The sequence below is a fragment of the Bifidobacterium primatium genome, from assembly GCF_002802875.1.
Classification (GTDB): Bacteria; Actinomycetota; Actinomycetes; order Actinomycetales; family Bifidobacteriaceae; genus Galliscardovia; species Galliscardovia primatium.
Genome location: NZ_PEBI01000003.1, coordinates 226,306 through 251,297 on the forward strand (window position 1 = coordinate 226,306; position 24,992 = coordinate 251,297).

23 protein-coding genes are annotated in these 24,992 nt (G+C 63.6%); 4 read left to right on the forward strand and 19 right to left on the reverse strand.

The features are described 5' to 3' along the window. The first annotated feature begins 114 nt into the window (after positions 1 to 114). Both CS006_RS07060 and glgC read left to right on the forward strand, forming a co-directional pair. Positions 115 to 981 carry a TrmH family RNA methyltransferase gene (locus CS006_RS07060; protein WP_100511106.1) on the forward strand — a complete coding sequence of 289 codons (867 nt, stop codon included), beginning with the start codon at positions 115 to 117 and terminating at the stop codon, positions 979 to 981. Positions 982 to 1,165: 184 nt separating this feature from the next. Further along, a complete protein-coding gene (glgC, locus tag CS006_RS07065) occupies positions 1,166 to 2,410 on the forward strand; it encodes a glucose-1-phosphate adenylyltransferase (protein WP_100511107.1) in 1,245 nt (414 codons plus the stop codon). 130 nt (positions 2,411 to 2,540) lie between these two features. Here the strand turns inward: glgC and CS006_RS07070 are convergent, their stop codons facing one another. The 12 genes from CS006_RS07070 to aroC all read right to left on the reverse strand — a co-directional run bounded on the left by CS006_RS07070 (position 2,541) and on the right by aroC (position 16,785). Beyond that, positions 2,541 to 3,113: a metal-sulfur cluster assembly factor gene (locus tag CS006_RS07070; RefSeq protein WP_207760020.1), complete on the reverse strand. Its 573-nt coding sequence runs from the start codon at positions 3,111 to 3,113 to the stop codon at positions 2,541 to 2,543. 32 nt (positions 3,114 to 3,145) lie between these two features. Continuing rightward, the gene (sufU, locus tag CS006_RS07075; protein WP_100511108.1) at positions 3,146 to 3,751 is read right to left on the reverse strand and encodes a Fe-S cluster assembly sulfur transfer protein SufU; all 606 of its coding nucleotides are present in this window, start codon (positions 3,749 to 3,751) and stop codon (positions 3,146 to 3,148) included. A 99-nt stretch (positions 3,752 to 3,850) separates the two neighbouring features. After that, complete coding sequence (locus CS006_RS07080; RefSeq protein ID WP_100511109.1) at positions 3,851 to 5,125, reverse strand: cysteine desulfurase; 1,275 nt, start codon at positions 5,123 to 5,125, stop codon at positions 3,851 to 3,853. A gap of 8 nt (positions 5,126 to 5,133) precedes the next feature. After that, positions 5,134 to 5,913 carry a Fe-S cluster assembly ATPase SufC gene (gene sufC, locus CS006_RS07085; RefSeq protein ID WP_100511110.1) on the reverse strand — a complete coding sequence of 260 codons (780 nt, stop codon included), beginning with the start codon at positions 5,911 to 5,913 and terminating at the stop codon, positions 5,134 to 5,136. 50 nt (positions 5,914 to 5,963) lie between these two features. Further along, positions 5,964 to 7,235, reverse strand: coding sequence for a Fe-S cluster assembly protein SufD (gene sufD, locus CS006_RS07090; RefSeq protein WP_100511111.1), 1,272 nt, complete (start codon positions 7,233 to 7,235; stop codon positions 5,964 to 5,966). Between the two features lies 1 nt (position 7,236). Next, entirely contained in the window at positions 7,237 to 8,691 is a 1,455-nt protein-coding gene (gene sufB / locus CS006_RS07095; protein ID WP_100511287.1) for a Fe-S cluster assembly protein SufB, read from the reverse strand. Positions 8,692 to 9,004: 313 nt separating this feature from the next. Next, positions 9,005 to 10,666, reverse strand: coding sequence for a CTP synthase (locus CS006_RS07100; protein WP_100511112.1), 1,662 nt, complete (start codon positions 10,664 to 10,666; stop codon positions 9,005 to 9,007). A gap of 158 nt (positions 10,667 to 10,824) precedes the next feature. Beyond that, positions 10,825 to 11,766 carry an ABC transporter substrate-binding protein gene (locus tag CS006_RS07105; protein WP_100511113.1) on the reverse strand — a complete coding sequence of 314 codons (942 nt, stop codon included), beginning with the start codon at positions 11,764 to 11,766 and terminating at the stop codon, positions 10,825 to 10,827. A gap of 91 nt (positions 11,767 to 11,857) precedes the next feature. After that, entirely contained in the window at positions 11,858 to 13,438 is a 1,581-nt protein-coding gene (locus CS006_RS07110) for a Sapep family Mn(2+)-dependent dipeptidase (protein ID WP_100511114.1), read from the reverse strand. Between the two features lie 61 nt (positions 13,439 to 13,499). After that, entirely contained in the window at positions 13,500 to 13,949 is a 450-nt protein-coding gene (locus CS006_RS07115; RefSeq protein ID WP_100511115.1) for a type II 3-dehydroquinate dehydratase, read from the reverse strand. 11 nt (positions 13,950 to 13,960) lie between these two features. Further along, positions 13,961 to 15,577 carry a bifunctional shikimate kinase/3-dehydroquinate synthase gene (locus tag CS006_RS07120; protein ID WP_100511116.1) on the reverse strand — a complete coding sequence of 539 codons (1,617 nt, stop codon included), beginning with the start codon at positions 15,575 to 15,577 and terminating at the stop codon, positions 13,961 to 13,963. Positions 15,578 to 15,591: 14 nt separating this feature from the next. Then, entirely contained in the window at positions 15,592 to 16,785 is a 1,194-nt protein-coding gene (gene aroC, locus CS006_RS07125) for a chorismate synthase (protein WP_100511117.1), read from the reverse strand. 134 nt (positions 16,786 to 16,919) lie between these two features. Between aroC and CS006_RS07130 the strand changes: the two genes are divergently transcribed. Beyond that, positions 16,920 to 17,324, forward strand: coding sequence for a prepilin peptidase (locus CS006_RS07130; RefSeq protein WP_243386935.1), 405 nt, complete (start codon positions 16,920 to 16,922; stop codon positions 17,322 to 17,324). A 29-nt stretch (positions 17,325 to 17,353) separates the two neighbouring features. Here CS006_RS07130 and mltG read toward each other — a convergent pair whose 3' ends face one another. From mltG to CS006_RS07165, 7 genes are all read right to left on the reverse strand, one after another. Beyond that, positions 17,354 to 18,550 (reverse strand): endolytic transglycosylase MltG, encoded by a 1,197-nt coding sequence (gene mltG, locus CS006_RS07135; RefSeq protein ID WP_100511119.1) that lies wholly within the window; start codon positions 18,548 to 18,550, stop codon positions 17,354 to 17,356. Then, positions 18,550 to 19,023 carry a Holliday junction resolvase RuvX gene (ruvX, locus tag CS006_RS07140; protein ID WP_100511120.1) on the reverse strand — a complete coding sequence of 158 codons (474 nt, stop codon included), beginning with the start codon at positions 19,021 to 19,023 and terminating at the stop codon, positions 18,550 to 18,552. Before ruvX ends, mltG begins: the two co-directional genes overlap by 1 nt. 31 nt (positions 19,024 to 19,054) lie before the next feature. Beyond that, on the reverse strand, positions 19,055 to 21,736 hold the full coding sequence (alaS, locus tag CS006_RS07145) for an alanine--tRNA ligase (RefSeq protein ID WP_100511121.1): 2,682 nt from the start codon (positions 21,734 to 21,736) through the stop codon (positions 19,055 to 19,057). Positions 21,737 to 21,853: 117 nt separating this feature from the next. Further along, the gene (locus CS006_RS07150; RefSeq protein WP_100511122.1) at positions 21,854 to 22,099 is read right to left on the reverse strand and encodes a hypothetical protein; all 246 of its coding nucleotides are present in this window, start codon (positions 22,097 to 22,099) and stop codon (positions 21,854 to 21,856) included. Position 22,100: 1 nt separating this feature from the next. Then, the gene (locus CS006_RS07155; protein WP_100511123.1) at positions 22,101 to 22,511 is read right to left on the reverse strand and encodes a DUF948 domain-containing protein; all 411 of its coding nucleotides are present in this window, start codon (positions 22,509 to 22,511) and stop codon (positions 22,101 to 22,103) included. Positions 22,512 to 22,591: 80 nt separating this feature from the next. Further along, entirely contained in the window at positions 22,592 to 23,269 is a 678-nt protein-coding gene (locus CS006_RS07160) for a histidine phosphatase family protein (protein ID WP_100511124.1), read from the reverse strand. An 89-nt stretch (positions 23,270 to 23,358) separates the two neighbouring features. Further along, positions 23,359 to 24,189: a histidine phosphatase family protein gene (locus CS006_RS07165; protein WP_100511125.1), complete on the reverse strand. Its 831-nt coding sequence runs from the start codon at positions 24,187 to 24,189 to the stop codon at positions 23,359 to 23,361. 129 nt (positions 24,190 to 24,318) lie between these two features. On the opposite strand from CS006_RS07165, the gene CS006_RS07170 reads away from it, so the two are divergent. Next, positions 24,319 to 24,984, forward strand: coding sequence for a winged helix-turn-helix domain-containing protein (locus CS006_RS07170; protein WP_165777281.1), 666 nt, complete (start codon positions 24,319 to 24,321; stop codon positions 24,982 to 24,984). Positions 24,985 to 24,992 lie beyond the last annotated feature (8 nt).

Below are 24,992 nucleotides of genomic sequence, written 5' to 3' on the forward strand. Positions count from 1 at the left end.
TTTTATACAACCGTGCGGGTTCAAGTCCCGCTCCGGACACCAGCAAGACCCCTTGGTTCCCAAGGGGTCTTCTTGTATCTCATGACTGCAATCCATCTACGGAACGGACATCCCATGCGACTGGAACACATCGAATCCATCGACGACGAACGCCTCAGATCGTTCACCCATCTCACCGAGCCGCAGCTGCGCAACAGGCTGGAGCCGTCGATGGGCATGTTCATCGCCGAATCCCCCAAGGTCATCGACAGGGCTCTCGCAGCGCGTGTGGAACCGGTGTCGTTCCTTGTGGAGGAGCCGTGGCTTGAGGGAATGTCCGAGGAATTCGCATTCGTCGACGAGCATTGGGGCAAGGACGTCCCCGTCTACATCGCCACGCCGGAGGAGCTCAGGAAAATCACCGGATACCGGCTGCACCGCGGCGCACTGGCCACGATGCGACGATGGACGCTCCCCTCGGTCGAGGACATCTGTCGCGGCGCCTCCCGCGTTGCCGTCATGGAGAACATCGTCGACCCCACCAACATCGGCGCACTGATGAGGTCCGCCGCCGCGCTGGACGTGGACGCCGTGCTCGTCACGCCATCATGCGGAGACCCGTTGTACCGCCGTGCGGCAAGGGTCTCCATGGGAACCGTCTTCCAGGTGCCATGGACCCGTATCGGCGGCGATGACCGTCGTTACTGGCCGTGGAAGGGCATGGAGGAGCTGCACGCATGCGGGCTCACGACCGCCGCCCTGGCGTTGAGCGACGACTCCATCGGCCTTGACGACCTGGTGGAACGACTGAACAACACGCCCGACACGCCAGGACACATCGAAAAACTCGCGATGATTTTCGGCACCGAGGGTGACGGTCTGAGCCGCCACACCATAGCGCAGGCCGATTTGACCGTGAAAATCCCGATGAGCAACGGAGTGGACAGCCTGAACGTAGCGGCCTCAAGCGCTGTGACCTTCTGGGCGACCCGCCGTCGTTGACCCCGGCACGCCCATCCGTTCCACCTCCGTCCGCTCGCATGACGAGATGTCGCGCAGGCTACGGTTCGGCAAACGATTGATAAAAAACCGCGCAACGCCCCCGCCCTGCTTACGAAAACCGGGTTTGTGTGACAATATAGAGGTATTGTTTCACTCACCGACGAGTAGAAGGCAGGGGATACCTATGAAGAGAAGCCCGAAAGTGCTCTCAATCGTTCTGGCCGGCGGCGAAGGCACGCGTCTGATGCCGCTCACCCGCGACAGGGCGAAGCCGGCGGTCCCGTTTGGCGGCGTGTTCCGTCTTGTGGACTTCCCGTTGAGCAATCTGGTCAATTCCGATTTCCAGCACATCATCGTGCTGACGCAGTACAAGTCGCATTCCCTGGACCGTCACATCTCGCAGGTGTGGCGCTTCTCCTCGCTGCTCGGCAACTACGTCTCCCCCGTCCCGGCACAGCAGCGTCTCGGTAAGCACTGGTATCTCGGCTCGGCCGACGCCATCTACCAGACCATCAACATCATCGAGGACGTCAAGCCCGACATCGTCGTGATCGTCGGCGCGGATCACGTCTATCGCATGGACTTCCAGCAGATGGTGCAGTCGCACATCGATTCCGGCGCCGAGTTCACCGTGGCCGGCATCCGCCAGCCGATTAGCCAGTCCAACCAGTTCGGCGTCATCAACACCGATCCGAACCATCCCGGTGTCATCACGCACTTCGAGGAGAAGCCCGCCACCACGCAGGGCCTTCCCGACGACCCGTCGATGATGCTGGCCTCCATGGGCAACTACGTCGCCAACACCGCCGCCCTGTTCGAGGCCCTGCGCAAGGACGAGAAGGCCAAGGACACAAAGCACGACATGGGCGGAGACATCGCTCCGTACTTCGCCGCACGTGGCGAGGCCGGCGTCTACGACTTCACCACCAACGAGATTCCCGGGTCCACCGAGAAGGACCACGCCTACTGGCGTGACGTGGGTACGATCAAGCAGTTCTACGACGCCCACATGGACTTGATCGCCTATGTGCCGGAATTCAACCTGTACAACACCGAATGGCCTATCTACACCTATTCCGGATCGCTGCCGCCGGCGAAGTTCGTGCACGCCGGTCGCGACCGTCTTGGTCACGCCACCGACTCCATCGTCTCCCCCGGCGTCATCGTCTCCGGCGGCGAGGTGCATCATTCGGTCATCTCGCCGAACGTGCGCATCCACTCGTGGTCACAGATTGTGGATTCGGTGCTGTTCAACAACGTCGTCATCAATCGCCGTGCACGCGTGTACAAGGCGATTCTCGACAAGAACGTCGTACTCACGGAGAACGCGACCGTCGGCATCGACACCGAGCGCGATCTCGAGCGCGGCTTCACGGTGACCCCGGAAGGCATCACCGTGGTTCCGAAGGGCACCATCGTCACCGACTGATGCCTTTCCGCGCCAGACGATGAAGGCTCCCACCACAATGCGGTGGGAGCCTTTTTGCAATAAGTCCCGGTAATAAAAAAGAACGAGCGTCTGCATGATGCAGGCGCTCGTTCGAATTCCAGGCACCGTCCTAGGCACCGTAGGTGGGCAGGTTGTCGAAGTTGAATCCGAGGGCGGCGAGCTGCGCCTGTCCCTCGGGAGTAATCTTCTCGATGCTCCACGGCGGGGTCCATGTCCAGTCGATGCGGAACTCCTCGACGAGTCCGGCGAGCACGCTGGCCGTCTCGTCCTCGATGAGGTCGGTGAGCGGGCATGCGGGGGTGGTCAGCGTCATCGTGATAATGGCGCGGCCGAGTTCGTCGATTTCGATGCCGTAGACCAGACCGAGATCCACGACGTCGATGCCGAGTTCGGGATCGATGACCTGATGCAGGGCCTCCTGCACATCACGTGCGGTGGCTCGACCGATGTCGTCGATGGCCTTCAGCGGGATGTCCGGCTCGCTGTCGGAATCCGCGCATCCGCATGAGCCGTGGTCATTGCCGCAGCCGCAGGTATCGGATGTCTCGTCGGCCTTGCCGACGGAGCCTGCAAGATTGGGGTTCATCATGACTTTTCTGGCGGCCTCTTCATCGCCCAGGGCACGCTGTACGGACTGATAGACCGAATCCTGCGGCTCGGGTACGAGGTTGTCGTCTGCCAATTACGCCTCCTTCTATGGTTGTACGGTATTGTCTACGCTTCCTTGCCGGCGACGTCGCCGGACATATGGGCCAGGGCCTGCGCCATGGAATCCTTGAGCCCTTCCCATCCCAGTAAAGCACACTTGATACGCATCGGGTAACGCGAGACACCCTGGAACGCCACAGCGTCGCCGAGTGTGTCCTCGAGCCGGTCATCATTGAGACCGTTGCCGCGCGACTCCATGAGACTGTGGAACGTGCGGAACAGTTCCATGGCCTCATCCACGGTCTTGCCATCGACGAGATCGACCATGATGGACAGACTCGCCTGGGAGATGGAGCATCCCTGGCCGTCCCAGATCAGCTTCTCGATATGCTGCGGCTTGCCGTCGGAACCGTCGGAGATCTCGACACGCACGGTGACCTCGTCACCGCAGGTGGGGTTGAACTGATGGGATTGTGCCGGCACGCAGTATTCGTGGCTGGCCTGCAACGTGCTCTCCCCCGAGCTCAGGCTGTCGACGCCGATGGTGTTCTCGGTGTTCTCCGCCTCGCCGGAACTGAAGTGGACCTTGCCATGAGGGTCCTTCGAAGCCTCCAGGATGACTTCCTGGTACATCTGTTCGAGTTCTTCGGAACTCATTCCGTAATCTGCCATGCCCTCTAACCTAGCGATGTGCTATGACGTTGGCGGCCCGTCATGCCATGGGCTTATCGACATGACGGGCCGCCAACGTGACATACGTGATATCGACGTCTATTCGGCGCGGAAGAACTCCCGCACCTTGCCCACCGCTTCGATGAGCGCCTTGGCATCGTCCACGGAGTTGTAGATGCCGCTGGAGGCACGGTTCGAGGCGAATAGGCCGAAGTGGCGGTGCACCGGCTGGGCGCAGTGGTGTCCGACGCGGATGGCGATGCCCTGTGCGTCGATGAACTGGCCGACGTCGTGCGGGTGCACGCCCTTGACGTCGAATGCCACGGTGCCGATGCGGTCCACGTTCTCACGCGGTCCGAGGATGCGGATGCCGTCAAGGTCGCCGAGCTTGAGCAGTTCGGCGGCGATGGTCTTCTCATGGGCCTCGAGGTTCTCCATGCCGATGTTCATGAGCCATTCGGCGGCGACCCCCGCGGCCACGACCTGCGCGACCGGCTGCGTGCCGGCCTCGAAGCGTGCCGGCGGAGCCATGTACTGGGCGGGCTTGTCCATCCAGGCGAGCTCGACCATGGATCCGCCGAAGTTGGCGGGAGGCAGCGCCTCAAGCAGCTCACGCTTGCCGTAGAGGAACCCGACGCCGGTGGGCCCGTACATCTTGTGCGCGCTCCATGCGGCGAAGTCCACGTCGAGGGCGTGGAAGTCCACCTTGAGATGCGGCACGGACTGGCAGGCATCGAGGATGAAGACGGCTCCCACCTCGTGCGCACGCCTGATGATCGGCGCGATGTTCGTGATGGCGCCGGTGGTGTTGCCCACGTGCGTGACGGCGACGACCCTGGTGCGTTCGGTGATGACCTCGTCGAGGTTGTCGGTGCGCACTCGGCCATCCTCGGTGAGACCCAGCCACTTGAACGTGGCGCCGGTGCGGGCCGCAAGCTCCTGGAACGGCAATAGCACGGAATGATGCTCCGCCTCGGAGACCACGACCTCGTCGCCGGGTTTCAGGGCAAAGCGCTTGGCGGCCTCTCCCCCGCGTCCGAGCGACGCATTGCCGATGGCGGTGGCGAGCAGGTTGAGCCCTGCGGTGGCACCGCCGGTGACGACGATCTCCTCCTCGCCTTCGGCCGAGTTCGCGCCGACGAGATGCGCGACCTTGGCGCGGGCCTGTTCGAAGGCCTCGGTGCTCAGCGCGGCGAGCTCATGGGCGCCGCGGTGCACTCCGGCGTTGATGGTCCTGTAGAACTCGGATTCGGCATCGATGACGCACTGCGGCTTCTGCGAGGTCGCCGCGGAATCCAGATAGACGAGCGGATGCCCGTGAATCTCCTGGTCCAGAATCGGGAACTGCTCCCGAATCGCCTCAAAATCCACCATCGTTCCTCCTATGCCAGCGCGGATTCGGAATCGGCGCCTTCCGGCAGGTACTGGTCGTAGCCGTTCTCCTCCAGCTCGTCGGCCAGTTCGGGGCCGCCGGTCTTCACGAAGTGGCCGTCGGCGAACACGTGCACGATGTCGGGCTTGATGTACTTGAGGATGCGCGTGTAGTGCGTGACCATGAGGATGCCGAAGTCGTTGGCGTCCTTGGCGCGGTTCACGCCCTCGGAGACGATGCGCAGCGCGTCGACGTCGAGGCCGGAGTCGGTCTCGTCGAGGATGGCGAACTTGGGCCTGAGCAGTTCGAGCTGCAGCACTTCGGCACGCTTCTTCTCGCCGCCGGAGAAGCCCTCGTTCACGGAGCGGGAGGCGAACTTCGGGTCCATGCGCAGGCGCTTCATGGCCTCGCCGAGCTCCTTGGCCCAGGTGCGGATGGCGGGGGCCTTGCCGTCGACCTCGGTCTTGGCGGTGCGCAGGAAGTTGGTCATGGAGACGCCGGGAACCTCGACCGGGTACTGCATGGCGAGGAACAGACCGGCCTTGGCACGCTCGTCCGGGGTCATCTTGAGGATGTCCTCGCCGTCGAGCAGCACCTGGCCGGAGTCGACCTCGTACTTGGGGTGGCCTGCCAGCGTGTAGGCGAGTGTGGACTTGCCGGAGCCGTTGGGGCCCATGATGGCGTGGGTCTCGCCCGAGTTGACGGTGAGGTTCACGCCCTTGAGGATCTGCTTGCGACCGTCCTTGGTTTCCACCGAGGCGTACAGGTCCTTGATTTCCAATGTTGACATTGTCGTTCTCCTAAAAATCTGTCGTGTTTGTCGACGTTGCTGTCTCGTCGTTACTTTTCTTCAAGGACCTCGGCCATGGCCGCGCTTTCGCCGCGGGCGAGGCGGCGGTCGATGACGCTCATGAGGTGTTCGGAGATGGACGGGATGCCGATCTCCTCGATCAGTTCGGCGAAGAAGCCGCGTACAACGAGCTTGCGGGCCTCGGTTTCGGGGATGCCTCGGGACTGCAGGTAGAACAGTTCCTCGTCGTCGAAGCGGCCGACGGAGCTGGCATGGCCGGCGCCGATGATGTTGCCGTTCTCGATCTCGAGGTTCGGTTCGGAGTCGGCGATGGCGCCCGGCGTGAGCACGAGGTTGCGGTTGAGCTCGTAGGAGTCGGTGCCGGGGGCGGTGGGCTGGATGAGCGCGTTGCCCACCCACGTGGAGTGCGCTCCCTTGCCGTCGAGCGCGCCCTTGTAGACCACGCGGGACTTGCATTCGGGGTGGTTGTGCACCACCATCGTGCGGTTCTCGATGTGCTGGCCGGGGTCGACGAAGTAGATGCCGAGCATGTTGAGCTCGCCCTGTTCGCCGCCGAAGTCCTGATCCATGCGCAGGCGCACGACGTCGCCGCCGAGCGTGACGACGGAATGGCGCAGGGACGCGCCCCTGCCCACATGGATGCGGTGGTTGCCGACGTGCTTGGATTCCGGGTCCCATTCCTGCACGAACGTGGTGGAGATGTGGGAGTCGGTGCCGGTGACGATCTCCACGCCTTCGGCGAGACGGGCCTTGCCCTCGTGTTCGACGATCACGTCGCCGTGGGCCTTGTCGCCGGCCTTGATGACGAGGTGGAACGCGTCGAGATCGAGGCCCGCACCCTTGACCTTCACGAGAACCGGGGACTTCAGCTCGCCGGCGAGTTCCACCACGGTTGCGGTGGTGCCGGACTGCCACTCGACGGCGGCGGCCCGGTCGGTGGGCTTGGAGACCGTGCCGGAGGGCGCCTCGTCGAGCTTGGCCTGATAGACCTTCACATTGTCGGAGGCGAGCTCTGAGCCGTCGATGGCGCCGACCTCGATGGTGGTCTCGCCGCTCGGCTTGAACACATCGAAGAACTCCTCGATGCGTTCGATGGGCGTGTAGCGCCAGTCATCCTGCTTGCGCGTGGGCATGGCGAAGTCATCGGCGTCGAAGGAGCGTGGAGCCTTGTCGGCGCTGGACGGCATGAGAGCCGGCACGGCGTACGGGTCGTTGAGATCGGCCACGGGGATGTTGAGCTCGGCCGCGACCTCGGCCGCGGTGTCCTTGCTCGTGGTTTCGATGTTCGTTGCCTCGGTCATATCAGCCAACCGATCCTTCCATCTGCAGTTCAACGAGTCGGTTCAGCTCGAGCGCGTATTCCATCGGCAGCTCGCGGCTGATCGGCTCCACGAATCCTCGTACGATCATGCCCATGGCCTCCTCTTCCGAAAGACCGCGGCTCATCAGGTAGAAGAGCTGGTCCTCCGAGACCTTCGAGACGGTGGCCTCGTGGGCCATGGAGACGTCGTCCTCGCGCACGTCCACATGCGGATAGGTGTCGGAACGGCTGTAGTTGTCGACGAGCAGGGCGTCGCACACGGTGGAGTTGGAGGAGCCTTCCGCGCCCTTGACGATCTTGACCAGGCCGCGGTAGGCGGAGCGGCCGCCGCCGCGGGAGATGGACTTCGCCACGATGGTGGATGAGGTGTGCGGGGCGAGGTGGATCATCTTCGCGCCGGTGTCCTGGTACTGTCCCTTGCCGGCGAAGCCGAGCGACATGGTGCTGGCCTTGGCGTACGGTTCGGCGAGGATGCAGGCCGGGTACTTCATGGTGGCCTTGGAACCGATGTTGCCGTCGACCCATTCCATGGTGCCGCCCTCGCGCACGTATGCACGCTGGGTGACGAGGTTGTACACGTTGTTCGACCAGTTCTGCACGGTGGTGTAGCGCACGCGGGCGTGCTTCTCCACCACGATCTCCACGATGGCGGCGTGCAGGGAGTCCTCGGACCAGATCGGGGCGGTGCAGCCTTCGACATAGTGCACGTAGGAGCCTTCGTCGGCGATGATCAGCGTGCGTTCGAACTGGCCCATGGCCGGCGTGTTGATGCGGAAGTAGGCCTGCAGCGGGATTTCCACATGTACGCCCTTCGGCACGTAGACGAACGAGCCGCCGGACCACGCCGCGGTGTTGAGGGCGCCGAACTTGTTGTCCTCGGGAGAGACGACGGTGCCGAAGTACTTGCGCACCAGATCGGGGTATTCGCGCACGGCGGTGTCGGTGTCGACGAAGATGACGCCCTGCTTCCTGAGGTCCTCCTGGATGGAGTTGTAGATGACCTCGGACTCGTACTGGGCGGCCACGCCGGAGACCAGACGGTTCTTCTCGGCCTCGGGGATGCCGAGCCGGTCGTACGTGTTGCGGATGTCGTCGGGCAGCTCGTCCCAGGTCTTGGCCTGCTTGTCGATGGGCTTCACATAGTACTTGAAGTCGTCGGCGTTGAAGCCGGAAAGATCCACGCCCCAGTCGGGCATGGGCTTCTCGAGGAACGCCTTGAATCCGCGCAGTCGCATGTCGAGCATCCATTCGGGCTCGTTCTTGTCGGCGGAGATGGCGCGTACGACGTTTTCGTCGATGCCTCGCTTCGCCGCCTCGCCGGCCGCATCGGAGTCATGCCATCCATAGCTGTATTCGCCGAACTGCGAGATGATCTCGTCGTCCTGTTTGATCTTGTCCTCGTTGACGCGGGAACGGTCGGCCACATACTGGCTCATTTCCACGTCGGCCGCCGCGGCCCCCTTCGGGGTCTCCTGCGGCGTCTTCTCATCCGTCACCTTGAGCTGCCTCCATTCGCTCGGCCAGACGGGGCCGAACTCTTGACGAAAGTGCTGTTATCCGTAGCAAAGCTAACAGAATGCCACGAACAACGCTAGTCGCCATTCCGAATATTATCCATGAATGAACGTGAGAAAGATTACATCGTTTCCGATACCGTTTCAGTGAAAATCGAAAAACCCGCCGAACTTCGTTTTCGGCGGGTTCTTCATACTATCTACCGGCTAATCGACCGTGGATGCGGTATCCCGTTCAGCGGCCGGCCTGATGGTCGAGGGCGGCCTTGACCAGTCCGGCGAACAGCGGATGCGGCTTGGTCGGGCGGCTCTTGAACTCCGGGTGGGCCTGGGTGGCCACGTAGAACGGGTGCACGTCCTGCGGCAGCTCGACGAACTCGGTGAGCTCGCCGTCGGGGCTCTGGCCGGAGATGCGCAGGCCGGCCTCACGCAGACGGTCCTTGTAGGCCACGTTGACCTCGTAGCGGTGGCGGTGGCGTTCGGTCACGTGCGTGGTGCCGTACAGCTGGGCGACGAGCGAGCCCTCCTCGAGCTCGGCCGGGTAGCTGCCCAGTCGCATGGTGTGGCCCATGTCGCCGTGACCGGCGACGATGTCCTTCTGCTCCTCCATGGTGGCGATGACCGGGTTCTCGCAGTTGGGTTCGAACTCGGAGGAGTTGGCGTCCTCGAGATTCAGGACGTGACGGGCGTATTCGATGACCATGGACTGCAGGCCCAGGCACAGGCCGAGGGCGGGCAGCTTGTGCTCGCGGGCGTACTTGAGCGCGCCGATCTTGCCGTCGATGCCGCGGATGCCGAAGCCTCCCGGGATGACGATGCCGTCGACGTCGGCCAGGGCCTTGGCGGCGCCTTCCTCGGTCTCGCATTCGTCTGCGGCGATCCACTTGACGTTGACCTTCGCCCAGTTGGCGAAGCCGCCGGCCTTGATGGCCTCGGTGACGGACAGGTAGGCGTCGGGCAGGTCGATGTACTTGCCGACGATGGCGACGTTGACCTCGTGCTTCGGATGGTGCACGCGGTCGAGCAGGTCGGACCATTCGGCCCAGTTGACGTCGTGGAACGGCAGGCCGAGCTCACGGACCACGTAGGCGTCGAGGCCTTCGTTGAACAGGGTCTTCGGCACGTCGTAGATGCTCGGGGCGTCCACGCAGTTGACCACGCCCTCCTCGTCCACGTCGCACATCAGGGAGATCTTGTCCTTGATGGACTGGTTGAGCGGACGGTCGGAACGCAGCACGAGCGCGTCGGGGGCGATGCCGAGCTGGCGCAGCATCATCACGGAATGCTGGGTGGGCTTGGTCTTGAGCTCGTGGGCGGCGGCGATGTACGGCACGAGGGAGACGTGCACGAACATGCAGTTGTCGGAGCCGATGTCGCGACGCACCTCGCGAGCGGCCTCGAGGAACGGCTGGGATTCGATGTCGCCGACGGTGCCGCCGATCTCGGTGATGATCACGTCGACGTCATCGGACGCCTGGGCGCGCATGCGGGACTTGATCTCGTTGGTGATGTGCGGGATGACCTGCACGCACTGGCCGAGGTATTCGCCGGCGCGCTCCTTGCGCAGCACCTCCTGGTACACCTGACCGGTGGTGACGTTGGCCTTCTGGCTGAGGAACACGTCGAGGAAGCGCTCGTAGTGGCCGATGTCGAGATCCGTCTCGGCGCCGTCCTCGGTCACGTAGACCTCGCCGTGCTGGAACGGGTTCATCGTGCCCGGATCGACGTTGATGTAGGGATCGAGCTTCTGCTGCAGGACGTGGATGCCACGGCTGCGAAGAAGACGGCCGAGGGACGAAGCCGTGAGTCCCTTGCCGAGCGAGGACACAACTCCGCCGGTGACGAAAATGTGCTTGGTGATGTGCTCTTGCGCGATGCCATGTTTTCTTCTAACCATGGAATTTCACTTTATCATCCGCATATGACCGCCCCGACATCGCGTGTTCCGCCTCCACCTCTGTCATTCCGAACGGAGGGAGTGGCCCGGAGTCGAGGAATTCTACGGCCTTGGTGCGGCATTCCAAGCGAGCGCATGACCGGCAAACGGCGTGCGGCTCACTCGGTTATGGTTTTGGCCTGTTTGTCTGCAGTGGAGCCGACACCCCAGTAGTCCATGATCTTCTGGAAGGTGCCGTCGTCCATGAGTTTCTGCAATGCCTTCTGCATGGCCTCACGGGTCTTGGCGTCGCCCTTCTTGATTGCGGCGCCGACCTCGACGGTGTCGCGCACGGGTTCGAGCTGTTCGAGCTCGCCGTCGGACTGCTTGATGGCGTAGCTGTTGGCATCGGTGCCGGTGTAGAAGGCCTGCGCCTTGCCGGTCATCACCGACGTGGTCACGTCGGTCTGCTGTTTGAACGAGAGGACGTCGACAGGGTCCTTGCCGGCTGTCTTGCACTGGTCGGACGACTTGTTGACGTCCTCCTCCTGCGTGCTGCCGGTCTGCACGGCGATCTTCTTGCCGCACAGGCTGTCGGGGTCGACCTTGTCTGGGTTGCCCTTCTTCACCACGAACGCGGTGCCGACGGTCTGATAGGTCACGAAGTCCACGGATTTCACGCGTTCGGGGCTGGGGATGAACGAGGAGATGCCGACGTCGTACTTGGATCCGACGGAGGGGATGATGGAGTCGAACACGGCGGTGGTGGGTTCGGTCTTCAGTCCGAAGATGTTGCCCAGCGCCTTGGCCATATCGACCTCGTAGCCGATGGGCGTCTTGCCGTCGGTGCTGATGAATTCGGCCGGCGCATATGACGTGTCCATGCCGACGACGAACTTGCCGTCCCTGGTCACCGATTCGGGCAGCAGCGCGGCGATGGCCGCGTCCTTCTTGACGCCGCTGACGTCATAGCCATCGGTGGGCTTGCCGCTAAGGGAGTGATCGCCGCTTCCGCTCGCATTGGCGTCGCCGGCGTCCGACGTGCCGCAGGCGGCGAACGACAAAGTCGCGGCGACTACGGCAAGGGCGGCGGCTGTTCTGACGATGAGCTTAGAAGGCATGGCAACGGTCCTTTCATTCCCTCTCATACGTCCGCCGACGAACACTGCGGCGGACGACTGCCATGCCCGATGGTAACGAGTTTGGATGGTTCTAGTTCCCGCCATCCAAATACTGGTCAAGGCGGACGAGGCCCAATGCGTACATGACGAACGCGGCTTTGAGGTTGCGGATGGACACCCATTCGTCGATGCCGTGGGCGGAGCCTGTGCCGGGGGTGATGCACTCCGGCGGGTCCATGACGATGCCGTCGACGGCGGGCACGTATTCGGTGTGGAATTCCGGACCGAAATTCAGCGCGCCGGGGATGAACCGTGCGTGGGTGCCGCCGCCCATGGCGACCGGCCGGGCCGGCGGAGTGCTCGGCGCCATGCCGGCGATGACGTCGTTGTACGCGCCGGTCAGGAGTTCCACTCGGAAATCGTCTGCGGGCACATAGTACGGATCATCGTTCAACACGTTGACCAGTCGCCCGCCGAGCGGCTCCACATGCCGTCGAATCGCGGCGAGGATGTCCTCGGACTTCTGGCCTACGGCGTAGCGGATGTCGAGATGCATGACGATGGCATCGGACGGAACGGCATGGTCTTCGGCGTCTGTCCCGAATTCAGGGCCGGGCATGATGATGCCGAGATTGCCGGTCGTCGGGCCGCTTTCCGTATTCTCGAACGCGAAGCCGAGTGCGCCGCCATAGGGATCGCCCGCCCATCCGGCGATGGCGGCCGCCGCCTCGGCGTCGCGGCCGTCGAGCAGGCCGGACTTGGTCAGCACTGACGTAAGCAATGCGATGGCGTTGATGGTGCCGTCGGGTTTGGAAGCGTGGCCGGAGATACCGTGGGCGGTTATCGTCACTCCCCCGTCGTCGGCATCGTCGGACGACGTTATCGTGATGCGGCCGCGCGTATCGTCGTCAAGGCCGGCATGGTCGACGGCCTGACGAACCTCGTCTGCGTCCGTGCCGACAAGGTCGATGGAGGCGACGGCGGGAATGGTGTTGGCCGAGGAGCCGGCATGCCATCCGCGAAGACGCTTGCCGACGGGCAACGCCACGTCGACGTCGAGCAGGCCTTTCTGGATGTTGTTCACGGGAAACGGACCATCGGTGACGATGGCCTGATGCGGTGCGCCGACGTTGTGCACGAACCATTTGATGTCGTTCAACGCCGGCTCCTCGGAGCCGCCGAACAGCACACGGACACGATGGCGGAACCGATGCCCCTGCTCGTTGAAGAATCGCAGCAGACTGTAGTTCACCAACGAAACACCCTTGTCGTCCAATGAGCCGCGACCGATGACGGTGTCGCCGTCGATGACGCGTGGTTCGAAGGCGTCATGCGTCCAGCCGGGGCCGGCGGGAACGACATCGAGATGGCCGACGAACGCGATGTCGTCGCCGGTCTCGACGTCGTCCTGCGGATAGGCGACCTCCAGCACGTGCCCGTCGTAGTCATGCGTCGGGAACCCGTCGCGGCCGGCCTTGCCGATCATATGGTCGAACACACGACGCACTTCGTGACCGTACGGTTCGGCCGGTTTGGGCGACGGGTCGGATTCGTCGGCGACGGAAGGATACCGGATGAGGTCGCACAGCTCATTGACGAAACGTTCATGATTGGCGTCAAACCATGATGCGGCCGAGTCCACAAGACGACGTTCCGAAGCGGTAAGCGGCATTATATGGTCCTTTACGAAAACAACGTGGCCCCACCGATGAGGCGGGGCCACGGACGAGGTGTCAGTCGTTCAGCAGATGGGCGACGGATTCAAGGGCGAGCCTGTAGCCGTAGAATCCCATGCCGGTGATGGTGCCGGTGGCCACGGGCGAGATGACGCTGTAGCGGCGGAAGGCGTCGCGCGAGGCCGGATTGGAAATGTGAACCTCCATGAGCGGCAGGCCGGCGTCGGTGACCATGTGCGCGGCGTCGGACAGGCCGTAGCTGTAGTGCGTGAACGCGGCCGGGTTCATGACGACGGGCGTCTGCTCGTCGACGGCACGGTGCATCCAGCCGATGATCTCGGCCTCGTCGTCGGTCTGACGCACCTCGACCTCGAGGCCGAGCTCCCTGCCCCATTCGGTGCAGTCACGACGCAGGGTTTCGAGGTCCTGATGGCCGTAGACGTCGGGTTCGCGCACGCCGAGGCGGCCGAGGTTCGGTCCGTTGACGACGATGACTTTGGTGGACATGTGATGGCTCCTTACTTCTGGATGCGGCGGAAGGCTTCCTCGACGGCGTCGGCCGGCGGGTTGTCGAGGTGGACGACGTGGCCGGGACGGTCGAGAACGACGAAGCGCAACATCTTGCCGCGGGCCTTCTTGTCCTTGTGCATGAGGGCGAGCACGTCGTCGAAGCTGCCATCGTTCCAGCTGGTCGGCAGACCAAGCGATCTGAGCAGCGAACGATGGTAGTCGACGAGATCGCGGTCGATGTAGCCGAGGATGTTCGCCAGCTCGGCGGCGTACACCATGCCAACGGCGACGCCATTGCCATGACGCCAGCGGAAATGCTCCAGCTTTTCGATGGCGTGGCCCATGGTGTGGCCGTAGTTGAGGAACTCGCGCAGTCCCTTCTCCTTGAGGTCGGCGGAGACGTGATGAGCCTTGACACGCACGGTGCGTTCGATGAGTTCGGCGATGACGGACTCCAGTTCCGGCGTGATGTTCGCCGGGTCGAAGGTGCGCAGCGCCTCGGCGTTCTCCTCAAGGATATGGAGAATCTCCGTGTCCATGATGAAGCCGGATTTGGCGACTTCGCCCAGGCCTTCGACGAAGATGTCGTTCGGCAGGGTGCCCAGCGTGGTCAGGTCGGCGAGTACGCCGGCCGGCGTGTAGAAGCTGCCGACGAGGTTCTTGCCGGCCTCGGTGTTGATGCCGGTCTTGCCGCCGGTGGAGGCGTCGACCATGGCGAGCAGCGACGTGGGACAGTTCACATAACGGATGCCACGCATCCACGTGGCGGCCACGAAGCCGGCCAGGTCGGTCGCGGCGCCGCCGCCGAGTCCCACGACGGCGTCGGAACGGGTGAAGCCCTCCTCGCCGAGACGCTTCCAGATGCCATTGGCGACCTCGATGGTCTTACCTGCTTCGGCGTCGGGAATGGTGATGTCGGACACGTCGTAGCCGGCACGGCGCAGCAGCGTGCGCACGCGGTCGGAGTGGCGCTGCACCGGCGTGGTGTGGATCATCGCGATCTTCACCGGCTTGTCGCCAAGGACGTCGGCGAGATGGTTGACCACGTGGGAGCCGATGCGCACGTCGTATGGTTCGGCGCCATCGACGTGGACGACGCGTTCGTTGGCGGTGTCGGCGATGTTCTGTGCTGCCTGCATAGGAGTCTTTCCTTTCGTATGCACGATGAGATTCGCCAGATGCTCGAACACGGGTTTGCGTTCCGCATACAGTCTGCGCCATTTCTTGGCGGCGCCGTCGGCAAGCAGCGGCCTGTTGCCGGAGCGGGAGGCACGGGCGATGGCTTCGCTGGGGTCGGCGTCGAGATAGGCGACGACGCCGCCCTCGTCGACATAGCGTTCGAGGGCGGCGCAGACGCTGTCGGTCATGGGCGCGCCGCCGCCAAGCGAGAGGACGCCGCCGAATCCGTGCATGAATCCGAGAATCACGTCGCTTTCGATGATGCGGAACGCCTTTTCGCCTCGTTCCTCGAAGATCTGGGGGATTTTCGTCTGCTCACGAGCCTCGATCTCGACGTCGGAATCCTTGAATTCCACGTTCAGCACCGAGGCGACGTCCTGTCCGATGCGGGTCTTGCCGGCTCCGGGCATGCCGATGAGCACGGCCTTGGGGATGGCGTTCGTCATTCGTCGCTCCCCCGTCAGCGCATGTGCTCGGGCCAGGAGGCGAGGTAGTTCTCGGCGTTGCGGCTGGTTTCGGCCACGCTGTCGCCGCCGAACTTCTCGAGCGCGTACTTGGCGAGGGTCAGACGCACCATCGCCTCGGCCACGACGGACGCGGCCGGCACGGCGGTGGAGTCGGAACGCTGGTTGATGGCCTGCGCGGCCTCGCCGTTGGCGACGTCCACGGTCCTGAGGGCACGCGGGATGGACGGGATGGGCTTCATGGCGGCGCGAACGCGGATGGGCTGGCCGTTGGACATACCGCCCTCGATGCCTCCGGCTCGGTTGGTGAGCCTGGTGATGCGGCCGTCCTCGCCGGGAACCATTTCGTCGTGTGCGGCGGAACCGGGACGCACGGCCTCGAGGAAGCCGTCGCCGATCTCCACGCCCTTGATGGCCTGGATGCCCATGACAGCGGAGGCGAGGGCCGCATCGAGGCGACGGTCGGATTCGACGTAGGTGCCGATGCCGGCGGGCACGCCGTAGGCGATGACCTCGATGACGCCGCCAACGGTGTCGGCGTTGGACTTGATCTCGTCGATGCGGCTGATCATGCGCTCCTCGGCGGCCTTGTCGAGCGTACGCACCGGGGAGGCGTCGAGCGCGGCGACGTCGTCGGGGGTCGGCAGCGGGGCGTTGTCGGCGTCCTCGACGCCGGCGCCTCCGATGGAGATGACATGGGAGACGGTGCGGATGCCGAACGTCTGCTCGAGGAACTTTGCGGCCACGGCGCCGAGGGCCACACGGGACGCGGTCTCGCGTGCGCTGGAGCGTTCCAGCACCGGACGGGCGTCGTCGAAGCCGTACTTGCGCATGCCGGTCAGGTCGGCATGGCCCGGGCGGGGACGGCTCAGCGGGGCGTTGCGTCCGGTCTGCGGAAGATCGTGGTCGAGCGGGTCGGCACTCATGACCTCGGTCCACTTCGGCCATTCGGTGTTGGCGATCTCGATGGCAATCGGGCCACCGAGCGTGGAGCCGTGACGCACACCGGTGAGCAGACGCACTTCATCCTGCTCGAATTTCATGCGGGCGCCGCGGCCATATCCCAGACGACGTCGCGCCAACGCGTCCTTGATGTCCTGCGAGGTGACCTGGACGCCTGCGGGCAGTCCTTCGATCATGGCCACCAAAGCCTCGCCATGTGACTCCCCTGCCGTCTGCCAGCGCAACATCGCCCTTCTCCTTTTGTCGTATCGAATCCGGCGGAACAACGTTTCCGCGCAATCGAATCAGTTGTCGTTAACCTCGGTATATCTTACGTTCAATGGCATACCTTTTCCTTATTCCTAGCGCAATCGCCGGAATCATGATTGCTTATACCGATATTCGGACACGACGCGTGCCTCGGCCGATCGTCGCGGCGGGGTCCGTCGTCCAGCTGGCGTGCGTCGTCGCGTGGTGCATGTGGTCGGGATCGTGGACGCCTTTGGCAGGTTCCTTGGGCTTTGCGGTGGCATGTGCGCTGGTTCAGCTGGCACTGGCGCTGGTGAGGCCTGGGGCACTGGGATTCGGCGACGTGACATGCACGCTGCTGATGGGGCTTGCGGTCGGATGCCTCGGCATCGAGACAGTGGCCGTATGGTGGCTGCTCATGGGACTGTCCGGCCTTGCCATGCTGGGCATACAACGAGGCCGGGGCGGGGATTCGATTCCCTTCGCCCCGGCCATCGTTTTCTCCGCATTCGCGGCGATCGCGCTTTCGGCGTTCTGATTCCGGCTGGCCCCAGAAGTTCCGCACGCCTAGTTCTTGGCCTCCCAGGCCTCGTATTCCTTGGCGTACTTCTGGAACTCCGACTGGTTGTCGGTGAACTTGGTCTCGCCGGTGTCGAGGTTCACGGTGACGAAGTACAGCCAGTTGCCCTCGGTGGGGTGCATGGCCGCCGTGATGGCGGTATCGCCGGCCTGACTGATCGGCGTGGGGGGCAGTCCCTTCTGAATGCGTGAATTGTAGGGATTTTTCTTGTCATTGAGCATGGCGTTGGTCAGGGCACGGGGCTCGACGTTATTGCCGTAGGCAACGACGGAGTCCATGCCGAGCGGCATGTTCCTGGCAAGGCGGTTCTCGATGACGCGGGCCACCTTGCCGTAATAGTCGGCCTTGTTCACCTCGCCCTCGATGATCGACGCCTTCTTGAGGATCTCCTCACGCTTGGCCCCGGTGGGCACCTCGAGCTGGTCAAGCTTCTTGATGCGCTTCTGCACCATCTCCTTGAGGATGTCGGAGGCGGAGCTCTTGCCCTTTACGTTGTAGCTGCCGGGCTCGAGCCAGCCTTCGAAGCTGCCGTTCGCTTCGGCGGGCAGGATGCCCTTGCCCTTGTTCTTGACGATCGCCTCGAACTCTGACTTGTCGATTCCCGAAAGCTCCGAGGCCTGCTCGATGACCGCACCGGAACGCTCGCCGGGGTTCACCACGAGGAAGCCCTTGGCCTTCGTGGAGTCGGTGAGCACCTTGGCCACATCGTCGGCCTTCATGCGGTAATGCAGCTCGAACGTACCGGGCTGCAACTGATCCTGAAGCCCGGCATTGGAGATGGCCTGCTGGAACGCCATGCTCGACTTGACGATGCCCTGCTTCTCGAGATTGTCGCCGATGTCGACGCTGGACTGGCCGTTCTCGACGGTGAATTCCACGTTGCCGCTTCCGGGGCCGGGATAATCGGCGGCCTGGGTGCGCTGCACCTGGCTCTGCATCTTCGAACGGGCCGTGGATACGCCCGAGTAGACGAACCACCCGACGACGGCGACGCACACCACGAGAATGACCGTCATGACGATCTTCAGCCACTTGGAGCGCTGACGCTTGCGGCGCTTCTTGCGCATCTCCCTGCGGGAGCGCGGGGGACGCGGCGGTACGGCCGGATTCAGTCCCGGCTCATCGCCGCGTCCGACCCATTGGGCTTTCTCGGCGAAAAAATCCTGCATATCATCGTCGGTCATTAGCCCTCCAAACCAGTGGAACCAATGGACGGGGCCTCGGCTCGCGCCGCGGCGTCCAACGCCGCCTGCAGGAGCACCACAGCGGACTGCTGATCCACGCTGGGCCTGTGCTCGCGCGAACGCAGGCCTGCCTCCGACAATTGCCGGTGTGCGCTTACCGTCGTCATTCGTTCGTCCAACAACTGCACCGTCGCGTGAATGTCCTCGTTCTCAAGTCGACGTTCGAGGTTCTTCGCCCAGCGCCGGGCCTTTTTGGCGCTGGACCCCTCGGTGCCATTGAGCAGCAACGGGTAGCCGACAACCACATGGTCGACGTGGTTGTCCTCAATAACGTCCAATACATCATACAGGGCCTGGAAATAGTCTCCACGCACCTGGATGTTGCCAATCGGATGTGCAAAGGTAAGCTCGGGGTCGGACAATGCGAGTCCGACCCGAGCATTACCGAGATCGATACCTAGCCAATATGACATGAACTGATGCCTGTCGCCAACCCGCCTTCGATCAGCGGCCCGCGACCTGGGCCTTCAGCGATGCCAGGGCCTCGTCGACCTTGGAGGCGTCCTGACCGCCGCCCTGGGCGAAGTCGGGCTTGCCACCGCCGCCACCGCCGAGCACCTTGGATGCGGCGCGGACCAGGTCGCCGGCCTTCACGCCCTTGTCGCGTGCGGCCTCGTTGGTCGCCACGATGATGACGGGGTTGCCGTTCTCCCCCTCGCCGCACAGCGCGACCACGACGGGCTTGCTTTCACCGATACGGCCGCGGACGTCCATCACGGTCTTGCGAAGGGCATCGACGGAGCCGAAACGACCCACGTTCTTCGCGGCCACGGCGATGTCGTCGGCGCTGTTCTTCGCGGCTTCGACGAGCTGCGGAATCTGACCGGCGAGATTGCTTTCGTACATGGAGGCCAGACGACGGTCGGATTCCTTGAGCTTGGCGAGCAGCGCGTTCACACGGTCGGCCAGTTCGTCGGGACGGGCGTTGAGCTTGTCGGAAAGCTGGGAGACAAGGGCATGCTCGCGGGCGTTGTATTCATAGGCGCCCTGTCCGACCACGGCGTCGACTCGGCGGACGCCGGTGCCGACGGAGGCCTCGGACATGATGGAGACCGCACCGATCTTGCCGACGTGGTCCACGTGGGTGCCGCCGCACAGCTCGCGGCTCCAGCCGTCCTCGCCGATGGAGACCACGCGCACGATATCGCCGTACTTCTCACCGAACAGGTGCATGGCACCGAGGGCGATGGCGTCGTCGAACTTCATCTCCTGCGTGGTGACGGCGAGGTTGTCACGCAACCGGTCGTTCACACGGGCCTCGACGGCGCTCATGACGCCCTTGCTCGGGGCCTTGCCCCACTGGAAGTCGAAGCGCAGACGGTTCGGCGCATCCTCGGAGCCACGCTGGGTGGCCTGCGGGCCAAGCTCCTCGCGCAGCGCCTTGTGCACCATATGCGTGGCGGTGTGCGAGCGGGCGATGGCGCCGCGGCGTTCCTGATCGATGGTGGCGGTCACCTTGGCGCCGCGCACCAGCGTGCCTTCGGTCAGTCGGCACTGGTGCACGGTCAGGCCCTTGATGGGATGCTGCACGTCGTCCACCTCAAGCACGGCGCCGTCGTCGGTGAGAATCTCGCCCTGATCGGCGAGCTGTCCGCCGGCCTCGGCGTAGAACGGCGTGCGGTCGAGGACGACCTCGACGGTGGCGGGGGCGGTGACGGCCGGGACCGTGCCCTTGCCCTCCTGGATGATGCCCAGCACGTTGGAACGGCTGGAGAAGTCGGTGTAGCCGAGGAACTCGAGCGGCGCCTCAAGGGTCTTCTTGAAGTCGTCGTATACGGACAGGTCCACGTTGTGGCGCTTCTTCAGTGCGTCGGCGCGGGCGCGGGACTTCTGCTCGTTCATGAGCTCGCGGAACTTGGCCTCGTCGACCTTCACGCCCTGTTCGGCGGCCATCTCGAGCGTCAGCTCGATCGGGAAGCCGTAGGTGTCGTGCAGGGTGAACGCGTCCTTGCCGGAGACGGTCGGATCGGTGCCGGAGTCCTTGGCCTTCTTGACGGCGACGTCGAGGATGGACGTGCCGTTGTCGAGGGTGCGGCGGAAGGCGTCCTCCTCCGCGTATGCGGATTCGGAGACCTCGTGGAACGTCTCGTTGAGCTCCGGGTAGCTCGGGGCCATGGCGTTCTTGGAGACGGGGAACAGGGACGGCAGCACCTCGTCGTGTACGCCCAGCATGCGCATGGAGCGCACGGTGCGGCGCAGCAGGCGACGCAGCACGTAGCCGCGGCCGACGTTGCTCGGACGCACGCCGTCGCTCATGATCATGAGAGCGGAGCGCACGTGGTCGGCGACCACGCGGAAGCGCACATCGGCCTCCTCGTTCTCGCCGTACTTGAGGCCGGAGAGACGCTCGGCCTCTTCGATGACCGGGTAGACCTCGTCGGTCTCGTAGATGTTCTCCTTGCCCTGCATGAGGTATGCGAGACGTTCCAGACCCGCGCCGGTATCGATGTTCTTGTTCTCGAGCTCGCCGACGATGTGCAGGTCGGTCTTGGACTTGACGTTGTCGACCTCGTAGTTCTCGAACACAAGGTCCCAGATCTCGATGAAACGGGTCTCATCGGCTGCGGGGCCGCCGTCCTTGCCGTACTGGGGGCCGCGATCGACGTAGATCTCGGAGCAGGGGCCGCCGGGGCCGGGACCGCCGGTGGTCCAGAAGTTGTCCTCCATGCCGAAGATCTGCATGTGCTCGGGGTCGAAGCCTTCGTTCTTCCAGATGGAACGGGCCTCCTCGTCGTCGGTGTACGTCGTCACCCACAGCTTCTCGGGGTCGAAGCCGTAGCCGCCCTGGTCCTGCGGGGTGGTCAGCAGCTGCCATGCATAATGGATGGCCTCCTCCTTGAAGTAGTCGCCGAAGGAGAAGTTGCCGAGCATCTGGAAGAACGTGCCGTGGCGGGTGGTCTTGCCGACCTCGTCGATGTCGAGCGTGCGCACGCACTTCTGGTTGCTGGCCATGCGCGGATGGGGCGGTGTCTGCTCGCCGAGCAGGTACGGGATGAAGGGGACCATGCCGGCGATGGTGAACAGCGTGGTCGGGTTCGGCGAAATCAGGGATGCCGAAGGAACGACCATATGATCATGCTTCGAGAAGTAATCCAGATATCGCTTGGCGATTTCCGATGTGCGCATGGATGTGCGACTCCTTTATTTCTGTGTGTTGCGCGAGCGCCGACGTGGACGCCCGCAAAAATAAAAATCCTGAATGGCCGATGGGCCGGTGAATGCGTCTGTGATGTCTGTGATGCCCTATCGCTCGGACTTGGCGATGAACTGACGGTTCAGTTCCTCCTCGCGGGCATGGCGGTGCCGCTCGAAGTCGGCGAACAGCGCCTGCACCGTCTGCAGGGTGACCGGGGGCTTCTCCTCGTCGGGGCCGAACACGAAGGTGCGGGCTGGTTCCGGGGTGTGCGCCTTCACGTAGGCCTGGGCCTTGGTGACGGCCATGATTCCGGTGACCACACCCACGCAGATCCAGAACAGTCGTTTGAACATGTCACTCCCCCCTGGCGGCCGTATCGGCGTCGAGGTCGGCGGAGACCGTACCCGCAGCCCGCTTGTTCAGGAAGTCCTGGGCGGTGGCCCTGACGGCCCATGCGGCCGAGGCGGCCTTGATAACGGGCTTGCCGAGGAACGACCCGTACAGGTCGGTGAGTGCGCCGACGTTGGTGGCGGAACGCTGTGCGGCCTCGGAGATGGCGTTCACGTCATCCAGGGATCGGTTGACCTTCTGCACGGTCGTGACTCCCTCGTCCAGGGCGGGGACGGCATGATCGCCCGTCTCCTTGACGGTCTGGGCCACCTGGTCGAACAGTTTGCCCAGACGGATCAGCGGATAGATCATGAATCCCGCCAGTATGGCGAACGCAATGGCCGCGATCAAGCCGGCGATCTGACCGATGTCCATCGATACCTCGTTTCTTCACATCATATGCGTTCCGGACGCAGTACAGGTTTTAGGCTAGCACCTGCGGCGAACAGCGCCCGTCATCGGTTGTAGGAGACGATGGTGATGCCGCCCTCGTCCAGCGGCCTCGACGGGTCGTAGTCGAGCACGGTGACACTGCCGTTGGCAGGCCTTTCGCTCAAGTCGTAGCCTTCCGGGGCGAAGCGGTGCATCAGACTCAGCAGCGTATTGCCATGCGAGATGACCAGCACGTCGTCGCCGTCCTTGATGGCCGGGTTGGCGGCGATCAGCGAGAAGCCACCCTCGACACGCTCCCAGTATTCGGTTTCGCTTTCGGCGTCATGGAATGGGTCGGCCTCCTTGAGGAAGTCCTTGGTCGCGGCGAGACCGAACCTCTCCACGATGGCGTTGTAGGTCTTCACGCCGTGCGGGGCTCCGGCGGCGTACCAGGCCATGGCCATGTCGAGTCCTTCGTAGTATCCGTAGAACTGTTCGCGGAAATGCATGTCGACGGTCAGCTCGGGGCGACGATGCCCGGCCTGTTCGTTGATGTCGAGGATGCTCTTCGCCGTCAGCTCCGCACGCGTGGTGTCGGAGCAGTAGGCCGCCGCGAAGTCGAGGCCTTCGAGCTTCCGGCCCGCTTTCTCCGCATCGGCGACGCCCGCTTCGGTCAGGGGCGAGTTCGACCATCCCTGAAGACGGTTGTATCGGTTGAAATAGGTCTGTCCGTGGCGGACCAGATGCAGGTGGAAGGTCATGGGTTCGTCTCCGTTATGTGTCGTTAGTCGTTATATGGTGCGGATGGTTCGGAAGATCGGAAAGGATTCGGTGATGGGCGTCACATCGCCTATTGCACGAGCGGCTGCCAGCCGGGCATGCGTTCGTTGCGCAGTTCCTGCGGGCCGTTCTCCCAGTCGACGGTTCCCGCGATCTGCGGACCGGTGTTGAACTCCTCAAGCGACCATGCCGGTGAGCTGTCGCTGCGATAATGGGGAACAAGCCGTGACCAGAACGCGTTGCGCATGGATCCCAGACTGTTGAGCCGGTCGGGGTCGATGCCCACCAGCGTCTCCACCGTCGCGACGATCCACGAACCGTGGCTCACCACCACAAGCGTGGTGTCGGTGCCGTCATCGGCATGCCGGGAGACGATGTCGTTCAGCGCCTCCATGCCACGTTGTCCGCACGCGGTACGACTTTCCACCCCGTATTCAAGCTCGCCTCCGGTGTGGGCGCGCCATGACGCGTAGGCGCGGGCGTCCATCCGCTTGATCTGCTCGCGGGTCAGGCCCTCCCATCGTCCGAAACTGCGTTCACGCAGCCGCCGGTCGCATGTCACGGGCAGCCCGAGCAGGTCGGCGAATGCATGTGCGGTCTGCTGTGCACGGAACAAGTCGGAGCTGTACACCTCGAGTCTGCGGCGGGATGCGGGCGCGTCGCGGTATTCGCCGATGTCGCTGGGACATGCGGCGTCGGGACCGGGCTGTGCGAGCAGTTTGGGATGCGAGGCGATGTTTGACACCTTGGCCCAGTAGTAGCGTCGTGCCAGCTCATAACCGGTCTGGTCGGCCTGCCATTGCCCGATGATGTCCAGTGGAACATCGACCTGCCCCTGCAGACGATGGGCCAGGTTGTATGGGGTCCGGCCGTGCCGGACCAGTACCACTTCGGTGATCATCGCGTTCGTCCATTCATTCGTTCGTATACGTCCACCCGTACATATCCTACCCGCAGATGCCTCGGCGAAGGCCATTTCCACCTCGGAGCCTATTGTGGTTGCTAACACGCAATGGCCCTGGGAGGCATCATGAGGATTCTATTGGCTGCGGGCGGCGGAGCCCTGAGAAACGCGGTGCAGGCCGCTCTGGAGTCCGAACGTCATGAGGTCGTGGCCTTTCCCCTCCCGGCGGAGACCGAACGTCCCGACGGATTCGACGCGGACGTCGTCATCGTCGACGACCGTTTCGACGATTCCGCCGATCCCCAGGCATGGACGATGGTTCTTCGCCTCGCCCGACGGGCAGCCACGCTCAAGCTTGTCTCGCCGCGGTTCGCGAAGCCGCCACGGCCGACGGAACCGCTTGCCCTCGCCTGCGATGCCGAACTCGTCAAGCCGTTCTCCGATTCCCAGCTGCTGACGGCCGTCCACATGCTCGGCGACCTGTCGTCGCATGACGGCTCGGCGATCGTCACCCGCGGTGCACTCACATTGAACCTCGCGACCAGACAGGCGTTCTATGGCGACCATCGTACGCCCGTTCCTCTCTCCCCCAGGGAATATGGTGCATTGGAGGCACTGGTCGCTGCCAACGGCGAGTTTCTCACCTTCGATGAGATTCTCGACACCGTTTGCGGACGGGGCTTCTTCGAGCAGCACGACATCATGGAGACCGCGCTCTATACGCTGATGCGGAAGATGCGGCGCGCCGGTCTGTTCATCACCAAGCACGGGGATCGATATCGCATCGCCTGACGCGCCGT

What these genes read in the sequence shown, in the direction of transcription:
- CS006_RS07060 (WP_100511106.1), top strand. Translation starts at nt 115, where the DNA reads ATGCGACTGGAACACATCGAATCCATCGACGACGAACGCCTCAGATCG.
- glgC (WP_100511107.1), top strand. Translation starts at nt 1,166, where the DNA reads ATGAAGAGAAGCCCGAAAGTGCTCTCAATCGTTCTGGCCGGCGGCGAA.
- sufU (WP_100511108.1), bottom strand. Translation starts at nt 3,751, where the DNA reads ATGGCAGATTACGGAATGAGTTCCGAAGAACTCGAACAGATGTACCAG.
- CS006_RS07080 (WP_100511109.1), bottom strand. Translation starts at nt 5,125, where the DNA reads ATGGTGGATTTTGAGGCGATTCGGGAGCAGTTCCCGATTCTGGACCAG.
- sufC (WP_100511110.1), bottom strand. Translation starts at nt 5,913, where the DNA reads ATGTCAACATTGGAAATCAAGGACCTGTACGCCTCGGTGGAAACCAAG.
- sufD (WP_100511111.1), bottom strand. Translation starts at nt 7,235, where the DNA reads ATGACCGAGGCAACGAACATCGAAACCACGAGCAAGGACACCGCGGCC.
- sufB (WP_100511287.1), bottom strand. Translation starts at nt 8,691, where the DNA reads ATGAGCCAGTATGTGGCCGACCGTTCCCGCGTCAACGAGGACAAGATC.
- CS006_RS07100 (WP_100511112.1), bottom strand. Translation starts at nt 10,666, where the DNA reads ATGGTTAGAAGAAAACATGGCATCGCGCAAGAGCACATCACCAAGCAC.
- CS006_RS07105 (WP_100511113.1), bottom strand. Translation starts at nt 11,766, where the DNA reads ATGCCTTCTAAGCTCATCGTCAGAACAGCCGCCGCCCTTGCCGTAGTC.
- CS006_RS07110 (WP_100511114.1), bottom strand. Translation starts at nt 13,438, where the DNA reads ATGCCGCTTACCGCTTCGGAACGTCGTCTTGTGGACTCGGCCGCATCA.
- CS006_RS07115 (WP_100511115.1), bottom strand. Translation starts at nt 13,949, where the DNA reads ATGTCCACCAAAGTCATCGTCGTCAACGGACCGAACCTCGGCCGCCTC.
- CS006_RS07120 (WP_100511116.1), bottom strand. Translation starts at nt 15,577, where the DNA reads ATGACGAACGCCATCCCCAAGGCCGTGCTCATCGGCATGCCCGGAGCC.
- aroC (WP_100511117.1), bottom strand. Translation starts at nt 16,785, where the DNA reads ATGTTGCGCTGGCAGACGGCAGGGGAGTCACATGGCGAGGCTTTGGTG.
- CS006_RS07130 (WP_243386935.1), top strand. Translation starts at nt 16,920, where the DNA reads ATGATTGCTTATACCGATATTCGGACACGACGCGTGCCTCGGCCGATC.
- mltG (WP_100511119.1), bottom strand. Translation starts at nt 18,550, where the DNA reads ATGACCGACGATGATATGCAGGATTTTTTCGCCGAGAAAGCCCAATGG.
- ruvX (WP_100511120.1), bottom strand. Translation starts at nt 19,023, where the DNA reads ATGTCATATTGGCTAGGTATCGATCTCGGTAATGCTCGGGTCGGACTC.
- alaS (WP_100511121.1), bottom strand. Translation starts at nt 21,736, where the DNA reads ATGCGCACATCGGAAATCGCCAAGCGATATCTGGATTACTTCTCGAAG.
- CS006_RS07150 (WP_100511122.1), bottom strand. Translation starts at nt 22,099, where the DNA reads ATGTTCAAACGACTGTTCTGGATCTGCGTGGGTGTGGTCACCGGAATC.
- CS006_RS07155 (WP_100511123.1), bottom strand. Translation starts at nt 22,511, where the DNA reads ATGGACATCGGTCAGATCGCCGGCTTGATCGCGGCCATTGCGTTCGCC.
- CS006_RS07160 (WP_100511124.1), bottom strand. Translation starts at nt 23,269, where the DNA reads ATGACCTTCCACCTGCATCTGGTCCGCCACGGACAGACCTATTTCAAC.
- CS006_RS07165 (WP_100511125.1), bottom strand. Translation starts at nt 24,189, where the DNA reads ATGATCACCGAAGTGGTACTGGTCCGGCACGGCCGGACCCCATACAAC.
- CS006_RS07170 (WP_165777281.1), top strand. Translation starts at nt 24,319, where the DNA reads ATGAGGATTCTATTGGCTGCGGGCGGCGGAGCCCTGAGAAACGCGGTG.